Origin of the sequence: Streptomyces anandii JCM 4720 (genome assembly GCF_014650655.1) — a bacterium.
Lineage (GTDB): Bacteria > Actinomycetota > Actinomycetes > Streptomycetales > Streptomycetaceae > Streptomyces > Streptomyces anandii.
The window spans coordinates 1-7980 of record NZ_BMVJ01000009.1 but is presented as its reverse complement, the minus strand read 5'-3'; the positions used below and the strand labels follow the sequence as shown (position 1 = coordinate 7980).

7 protein-coding genes are annotated in these 7980 nt (G+C 71.1%); 6 read left to right on the top strand and 1 reads right to left on the bottom strand.

Annotation, left to right across the window (positions count from 1 at the left end):
* From IE249_RS37620 to IE249_RS17410, 6 genes are all read left to right on the top strand, one after another.
* The coding region (locus IE249_RS37620) for a DUF8827 family protein (RefSeq protein WP_506366979.1) at positions 1–188 on the top strand (188 nt) is incomplete at its 5' end.
* A gap of 299 nt (positions 189–487) precedes the next feature.
* Positions 488–1336, top strand: coding sequence for a DUF8175 domain-containg protein (locus IE249_RS17430; protein WP_189705755.1), 849 nt, complete (start codon positions 488–490; stop codon positions 1334–1336).
* Complete coding sequence (locus tag IE249_RS17425) at positions 1326–2672, top strand: hypothetical protein (protein WP_189705754.1); 1347 nt, start codon at positions 1326–1328, stop codon at positions 2670–2672. The genes IE249_RS17430 and IE249_RS17425 overlap by 11 nt, the downstream gene beginning before the upstream one ends.
* Positions 2669–4228 (top strand): SCO6880 family protein, encoded by a 1560-nt coding sequence (locus tag IE249_RS17420; RefSeq protein WP_189705753.1) that lies wholly within the window; start codon positions 2669–2671, stop codon positions 4226–4228. Before IE249_RS17425 ends, IE249_RS17420 begins: the two co-directional genes overlap by 4 nt.
* A gap of 14 nt (positions 4229–4242) precedes the next feature.
* Positions 4243–5655, top strand: a complete 1413-nt coding sequence (locus IE249_RS17415) for an ATP-binding protein (protein ID WP_189705752.1) — start codon at positions 4243–4245, stop codon at positions 5653–5655.
* Between the two features lie 29 nt (positions 5656–5684).
* Positions 5685–7268 carry a type VI secretion protein gene (locus tag IE249_RS17410; RefSeq protein WP_189705751.1) on the top strand — a complete coding sequence of 528 codons (1584 nt, stop codon included), beginning with the start codon at positions 5685–5687 and terminating at the stop codon, positions 7266–7268.
* A 28-nt stretch (positions 7269–7296) separates the two neighbouring features.
* On the opposite strand, the gene IE249_RS17405 is transcribed toward IE249_RS17410, so the two are convergent.
* Positions 7297–7866, bottom strand: coding sequence for a GNAT family N-acetyltransferase (locus tag IE249_RS17405; RefSeq protein ID WP_189705750.1), 570 nt, complete (start codon positions 7864–7866; stop codon positions 7297–7299).
* Positions 7867–7980 lie beyond the last annotated feature (114 nt).

The window sequence follows — 7980 nt, the reverse complement described above, 5'->3', positions numbered from 1 at the left end:
TCGCCATCCTGCTCTGCCTCGGAATCGCCGTCTGGGGCGCCGCCAAACAGCGCATCGGAGCGACGGCCCTGCGCGACACCTTCAGCGCCGAACAGGGCAAGGGCCTGATCATCGCCGGCCTGACCGGGGTGTTCATCATCGGCTCCCTCGGCACACTCTTCACCATCGTGTACGGCATGGCCGTGTAGACCGGGCCCGAGCACCCGGCGCACACCCGCGCATGCCGCGCACGGTGCCCCCGGCGCGCCGCCCGGCCGACCCTCCGGACGCGCCCGGTGCCCCCGCTGCCCCCACCCACCCACCGTGCCCACCGGCCGAGGTTGCGTTTCCCTGATGTCGAGTCACCACACCGCGCCCGCGCGGGAACCAGCACGGCTACCGTCGTACACCAACGCGTTCCGGTACGAGGTCGACGGGAACCAGCACGGCTACCGTCGTACACCAACGCGTTCCGGTACGAGGTCGAGGTCGAGGGGGCGTTCGGGACATGAGTCTCGGAGACGAGCACGGCTACGGCGAGTCCGCGCGCGCCGACGACGAACCGTACGGCGGCGGGCAGACCCGCACCCGGCTCCCCGAGCGGGCCGGCGACCCCTACGGCGGGGCCCGCCGCGGCGGCCGCTCCTCCTCACGCGGGCTGATCACGGTGGTCGCCGTGGTCGTCCTCCTCATCGCCGCGATCGCCTTCGCGAACCGCTCGGGCGGCGGCTCGTCCTCCGCCGACGGCGACGGCGACAAACCGAAGACAGCCCCCACCGCAGCGACGGGCAAGCAGCCAGTCACCACGAGAACCGCGGGCCTGCCGTCCGGCTTCTCCCACGACGAGCAGGGTGCCCAGAGCGCCGCCGCCAACTACGCCGTGACGCTGGGCTCCACCGGCATGTTCAAGAAGGACAGCCGGCACGCCATCGTCAACCTCCTCTACACCCCCGACGCGGCCGCCAGACTCCAAGGCCCCATGGACCAGGCCTACTCGGCGGGCTTCCTCAGCCGGATGGGCCTGGACGCGGACGGCAACGCACCGGCGGGCAGCACCTTCGTCTCACGCGTGACCCCGGTCGGATCCACCGTCCAGCAGTACGGCGGCGACAGCGCCAAGGTCGCCGTCTGGTACGTGGGACTCATCGGCATGTCCGGTCAGAAGTCCACCGACCCCGTCACCTCGTCGTGGAAGACGTGGACGTTCAGCCTGCGGTGGACGGGCGGCGACTGGAAGATCGTCTCCGACTCGCAGCAGGACGGCCCCGCCCCGGTCCCCGGTGACGACAAGGCCGCCACCTCCGGCGAGATCAGCAAGGCCATCGAAGAGTACGGAGGGTTCACGTATGCCCGGTAGCAAGCAGCGCGCGCTGGGGCTCACCGGAGTCGTGGCAGCCGTACAGACGTCGGTCGTCCTGCTGGCGACCCGTGCCGTGGCCGCGCCCTCACCCACTCCCACGCCCTCGCCGTCGCCCTCGGCGAGCAAGAACAACTGCGACCTGATCTTCGGCGAGGCCCGCAAATACTGCGAACGCGGCAACGACAGCAGCGGCGGAGGCTCCACCGCCCCCGACACCTCCACCCTCGACCCCCTCTCCTCCCTGGCCAAGGGATGTGCCGATGCGGCGTCGTGGACCATCGACAAGCTCAGCAAGGCCGTGAAGGAGACGGCCAACGTCGACTTCACCAATCAGAAGTTCCTCCAGCAGTACGCCGTCGTCTTCGCCGCCTCCACGATCCTCACCCTGCTGCTGTGGCTGCTGGCCGTGGCCAAGCGCGCCGTCCGCGGCGTCCCCCTGACCACCGCCATCTCCGAGGCGATCGGCTTCCTCTGGCTGACCGTGCTCGCCTCCGCCTTCACCCCCCTGATCCTCTACACCGTCGTCTCCGCCGCCGACGGCGTCTCAGACGTCCTCGCCAGGGCCACCGGCGACCAGGCGGACACCTTCTTCGGCACCTTCTCCGCAGCCCTCGGCAAGGGCGACAACATCGGCGGCGGCCCGATCATGCTGATCGTCGTCTCCCTGGTCTCCATCCTCGCCGCCGGCGTCCTCTGGCTCGAACTCGTCATCCGCGCCGCCCTGCTCTACGTGGGCGCACTCCTCGGCACCGTCGTCTACGCCGGCCTCGTCGACAAGAACCTGTGGGGCCACGTCCGCCGCTGGGCGGGCATCATGATCGCGGTGATCCTGGTGAAACCCGTCATCGTGATCGTGCTCGGTCTCGCCGGCGCCCTGTCCTCCGACGACAACGGCCCCGGCGCCTTCTCCGCGGTCGTCTCAGGCCTCGCCATCATCCTGCTCGCCATCTTCGCCAGCGCGGTGATCTACCGCTTCGTCCCCGGCTTCGGCGACGAGATCGCCGCCGGCCGCAACAACCGGATCATGCAGGGCGCCGAGGGCAAGGCAGCCGCCGTCATCAGCTCCCCCGCGACCCTCGTCGCCCAGGGCATCAAGACCCACAGCACCCGCGCCGACAACAACGGCTCGGCGGGCGGCGGCCAGTCCTCCGCCCCGCGCCCGGCCAACCCGGCCTCCGGAGGCGTCGCCGCGCACAGCGCACGCGTACCGGACGGCGGCGGCTCCGTCCCCACCGCCGCACCCGCTCCCCGCGCACCCAGCCCGGTGAACACCCCCCACGCCAGCAGCACCCGCAACAGCAGTACCAACCGCACGGGAGGTGAAGGGCGTTGACGACCGATTCCCACCTGTCCCACACGGTCACGCCCCGCCGGACGTATCTCATCGGCCGCGCCCGGCCGAACGCGATCATCGGCCGCAACCGCGAGACCGGCGAGATCGCCCTGATCATCGCCGGAGCCTTCCTCGGCATGATGTGCGGGCTCCTCGTCCCCGTGCTGTCCCTGCGCATCGTGCTGCTGACCGGCTTCCCCCTGCTCGCCCTCGCCGCCGTCTACGTCCCCTACCGGCGCCGCACCTTCTACAAGTGGTTCGAGATCAACCGCTCCTACAAGCGCACCGTCAAACGCGGCGCCCTCTACCGCTCCTCCGTCATGGAGGCCGGCACCCGCATCGACGGCCGCGAGATCGAGATCGGCCCCCCGCCCGGCATCGGCCGCATCACCTGGCTCGCCGCGCCCTTCGGCCCCGACGAGATCGCCGTACTCCTGCACGCCGACCGCAAGACCGTCACCGCCGCCATCGAGATCGAGGGCCCCGGCGTCGGCCTGCGCGACTCCGAGGACCAGGAAGCCCTCGTCGACCGGTTCGGCACCCTCCTCAAGCACGTGGCCAACGGCGACGGCTTCGTCACCCGCCTGCAGATGCTCGCCCGCACCCTCCCCGCCGACCCCGACGCCCACGCCAAGGACGTCACCCAGCGCGGCGACGAACGGGCGCCCGCCTGGCTGCAGCGGTCGTACGACCAACTGCAGTCCATGGTGTCCACCAGCAGCGAGCAGCACCGCGCCTACCTCGTCGCCTGCATGCACTACACCCGCGAACTCGCCGCCGAGGCACAGACCATGGCACGCGCCGCCCGCTCCCGGGACGGCCGCAGACTCGACCGGGACGCGGGCCTCGCCGTCGTCATGGCCCGCGAGCTGACCGACATCTGCTCCCGCCTCCAGGAAGCCGACATCCGCGTACGGCAGCCGCTCGGCCAGGGCAGGCTGTCCTCGCTGATCCACTCCATGTACGACCCCGACCACCCCATCGACCACATCCAGGCCATGACCAAGCGCAACGCCTGGCCCGCCGAACTCGACGCCATGGAGCCCACCTACCTCCAGGCCAAGACCCGCGAGTCCGCCACCCGCGAGCCCTGGTGCCACGCCACCGCCTGGATCAAGGAGTGGCCCATGACCCCGGTCGGCGTGAACTTCCTCGCCCCGCTCCTCGTCCACACCCCCGACGTCATCCGCACCGTCGCCGTCACGATGGACCTCGAACCCACCGAGATCGCCATCGAGCGCATGCTCACCGAGAAGACCAACGACGTCGCCGAGGCCAGCCGCGCCGCCAAGATGAACCGCACCGTCGACCCCCGCGACGTGGCCGCCCACAACCGCATCGACCAGCGCGGCGAGGACCTCGCCAGCGGCGCCGCCGGCGTCAACCTCGTCGGCTACATCACCGTCTCCTCCCGCACCCCCGAGGCCCTGGCCCGCGACAAGCGGACGATAAGGGCGTCGGCCGGAAAGTCGTACCTGAAACTGGAGTGGTGCGACCGCGAGCACCACCGCGCCTTCGTGAACACGCTCCCGTTCGCCACCGGAATCCGACGGTAGGGGCTGATGCTCTGATGCGGGACCCGCTGACCGCACTCACGGACGCCTTCACGTCCTTCCTCTTCGGGAAGGTCGAGACGACCCGGCTGCCGGTGCGCACCTCCACCGGCCAGGCCCAGGCTGTCTACCTGCCCACCGCCGCGCCCGGCCTCGGCGACTCCGGCGTCATCATCGGCCGCGAGGTGTACTCCGGAAAGGGCTACATCTACGACCCCTTCCAGCTCTACGGCCAGCAACTCCCCGCCCCCCACTGGCTCGTCCTCGGCGAGTCCGGCAACGGCAAGTCGGCCCTGGAGAAGACCTACGTCCTGCGCCAGCTGCGCTTCCGCGACCGCCAGGTCGTCGTCCTGGACGCCCAGGGCGAGGACGGCGTCGGCGAGTGGAACCTCATCGCCGAGGAGCTGGGGATAACTCCCATCCGGCTCGACCCGACCGCGGCCCTCAACCACGGCATCCGCCTCAACCCGCTCGACCCCGCGATCACCACGACCGGGCAGCTCGCCCTGTTGCGGACCATCATCGAGGTCGCCATGGGCCACGGCCTCGACGAGCGCTCCGGCTTCGCCCTCAAGGTCGCCCACGCCTACGTCAACGAGACGATCGTCGAACGCCAGCCGGTCCTCTCCGACATCGTCGAGCAACTGCGCCACCCCGAACCGGAGTCCGCCGAGGCGATGAACGTCGCCATAGACGACGTACGGGCCTGGGGCCTGGACGTGGCACTGGTCCTCGACCGACTGGTCGACGGCGACCTGCGCGGCATGTTCGACGGCCCCACCACGGTCGGAATCGACCTGGACGCCCCCCTCATCGTCTTCGACCTCTCCCACATCGACCGCAACTCCATCGCCATGCCGATCCTGATGGCGATCGTCGGAGTCTGGCTCGAGCACACCTGGATCCGCCCCGACCGCAAGAAGCGCATCTTCCTGGTCGAGGAGGCCTGGCACATCATCAACAGCCCCTTCGTGGCCCAGCTGTTCCAGCGGCTGCTGAAGTTCGGCCGCCGGCTCGGCCTGTCCTTCGTGGCCGTCGTCCACCACCTGTCCGACGTGGTGGACGGAGCGGCGGCCAAGGAGGCGGCGGCGATCCTGAAGATGGCCTCCACCAGGACGGTCTACGCCCAGAAGGCCGACGAGGCCCGGGCCACCGGCCGCGTCCTCGGCCTGCCCCGGTGGGCCGTCGAGATCATCCCGACCCTCACCCCCGGCATCGCGGTCTGGGACGTCAACGGCAACGTCCAGGTCGTCAAACACCTGGTCACCGAGACCGAGCGCCCCCTGGTCTTCACCGACCGCGCCATGACGGAGTCCTCCGCCGACTTCGCCGCCGACGACGCACTGCGCGCCGCCGAGCTGGAGGCCGAGGAACGGGCGGCTGCCTTCGTGGAGCAGCACGTCGGCGACTCCGAATCGACGGTGGCGTAGGGACGGCGCAGGGAGGGGACGGAAGAGGCGTGAGACCGGACGACCGCGACCAGGGACAGGGCGGACACAGCGGGCAGGGCCGCCGCGAGGGCCAGGGCGGCATCCCCGACGGCCTGCTGGTGGGCATCCTCGCCTTCCTCCTCGGCATGACCCTGCTGGTGTGGACGGCCACCGGCCTGGCCGGCCTGTTCTCCCACGGCGCCTGGCCGTCCGGGGTCACCTTCGTCCGTACGCCGACCGCGATGCGCCATCTGATCGGCCGGCCGCACGACATCGCGGGCGCCTGGCCCGGCACACCGCCCGACGGGCTGTCCGGGTACGGGCTGTTCTGGGGGCTGTTCATAGGGCAGCTGATGGTGCTGTTCGTGCTGACCGTGTTCGTCATGGGCACGGTGGCGCGGTGGAGAGCGGTACGCCTGAGACGCCGGGGGGAGCGCCTGGCGGTACGAGAAACGGAAGCGGTACGGGAACGGCCGTCGGCCGCGCAGGAACGGGTGGCGGCGCCCGAGGACCGGGCGACGGCACCGTCACCGCAGGGGGCACCGGCCCCGCAGGAGGCCCCGCACGAGGTGCCGGTCCCGCAGGAGGCAGCCGAGGTACCGGCTCCGCGGACGTCCCCGGAGCTCCCGGAGCCGCCGGGACCCGCGCAGCCGCTCGCCGCCGCGGACGGTCCGTACCCGGACGGCCGCACGCCCGCTCTCCTCATCGCGCCGAGGGAGGGCCGCCGGACCGCCGCCGCGCAGGCGATCCGGGACGCGGCCGGCCCCGCCCTGGTCGTCACCTCCGACCCGGCTCTGTGGCAGGAGACCAAGGACTCCCGGGCCAAGCTCGGCCCGGTCCTCCTCTACGACCCCGCGCACCTGTGCGACACCCCGGCCCGCCTCCACTGGTCCCCCACCACCGGCTGCGAGGACAAGGAGACCGCGACCGGCCGCTCGGCGGCGCTCCTCGCCCCCGTACGCCCCACCGCCAAGATCGACCAGGCGCTCGGCGACACCGCCGAACTGCTGCTGCGCAGCTACCTCCACGCCGCCGCCATCGACGGCCGCACGATCCGCCACGTGCACCGCTGGGCGCAGGGCGTCCAGGTGCAGGACGCCGTACGCATCCTCCGCACCAACCCCAAGGCCGCGCCCGGCTCGGGCGGCGAGCTCGAGGCCGCGCTCACCTCGCACCCCGAACGGCGCGACATCGCACAGGAGCTGACCGGCCGCGCGCTGGCCTCACTGTTCACGGTCAACATCCGCGAGGCCTGCACTCCCAATCGAACTGATGCCCTCGCCTTGGATTCCTTCGTCAACGAAGGGGGCACGCTTTATGTGGTGGGGGAATCCATCGAGGATCCGCGAACCCACCCGGGTGCGATGCCCCTCCTGACCGGGCTCGCCTCAAGCGTGGTCGAGCGCGGCCGGCGCATGGCCGAACGGTCATCCTCCGGTCGGCTCGACCCACCACTCACGCTTGTCCTGGACGACGTCGCCGCCGTGGCACCGCTGCCCCAGCTCCCCGGGCTGCTGGCCGACGGAGCCGCCCGCGGGCTGCCGGCCCTCGCCCTGCTGCGCTCCCTCGAACAGGGCCGCACCCGCTGGCCCCACGCCCAGCTGCCGGTGTGACCCCGTTCCCCGTTCCCCGGAATCCTTGTCAGGGACGCTCGAGCACGTACTCCAGCTCGGACTCGGCGGAGCCGTCCTCGCCCTCCTTCAGCGGCACGGTGACCCCGCTCGGTACGAAGCCGGCCTTGCGGTAGAAGTTCCGGGCCCGCTCGTTGTCCTCGTGCACGATGAGCCGGACGCGCTCGACGCCCATGTTCCAGGCCCACTCGAGGCCCGCGTCGAACAGCACCTCGGTCAGCCCGATCCCACGGTGGTCGGCCCGCACGAACACACCGACGACATGTCCCTGCCGCCGCTCGACCGGGAACCCGGCCCAGTCGGTGGTGCCGGCCTCCTCCACGAGCACGGTCAGGGACCCGACCCAGGTCCCGTCCGGCGCCTCGGCGACGATCTGCTGAGCCCCGGTGGCGTCCTTGGCGGCGCCGGCCGCCCGCTCCTGCCAGAAGGAGTCGGGCCTGGCGGCGGCCTGCTCGTACGTCTCCAGGAAGGCGAGGTGCGCGATCGGGTCCTGCAACGCGACGAGCCGGAGGGCCTTGGCCGCAGGCCACTCGTCGGCGCTTATCGAACGGACCACGTAGTGGTCGAGGTCGTTGCTCATGACCCGACCCTAAACGCAGAAAACCCCCGTTTGCACGGGGGTTTTCTTCAATATTTGTTCGGCGGTGTCCTACTCTCCCACAGGGTCCCCCCTGCAGTACCATCGGCGCTGTAA